Below are 364 nucleotides of genomic sequence, written 5' to 3'. Positions count from 1 at the left end.
GCGCAAAAGCACATCCCGCCGCCGAGCGGCACATCGGTCACACGGATTCGGCCATAGAACGCCGCCCGAGTTGAGCCCGTTAGCGTCATCGAACCATCGCGCGCATTATCTCAAGTTCCGTACTCTCTTACGAGCAGAGCGGGTACTCACGGTGGTTCGTGCGAGGGATCTCGAGATGCACCCTGCTTCCAATATCGCAGCGCTTATGAACGGTCAGCCTCGCAGATTGCCGCTGCATCTGCTGCATCATTTTTCTGGCGCCGGACATAGGCCTTCACGTAGGCCGGCGGCATCAGCCGCACATCATGACCACAGCCGATTAGCCTACGCGCCCAATGATGGGCGGAGCCACAAGCTTCAAGCC

Annotated in this window: 1 pseudogene; it reads right to left on the bottom strand. The window is 59.6% G+C overall.

Going from position 1 to position 364, the window contains the following annotated elements:
* Window positions 1–215 precede the first annotated feature (215 nt).
* Window positions 216–364: pseudogene (locus AC1D34_RS38380) on the bottom strand (IS110 family transposase); the annotation flags it as partial.

It is taken from the genome of Allobosea sp. P1_A7 (assembly GCF_056406775.1).
This window is presented reverse-complemented; position numbering and strand designations above follow the sequence as displayed.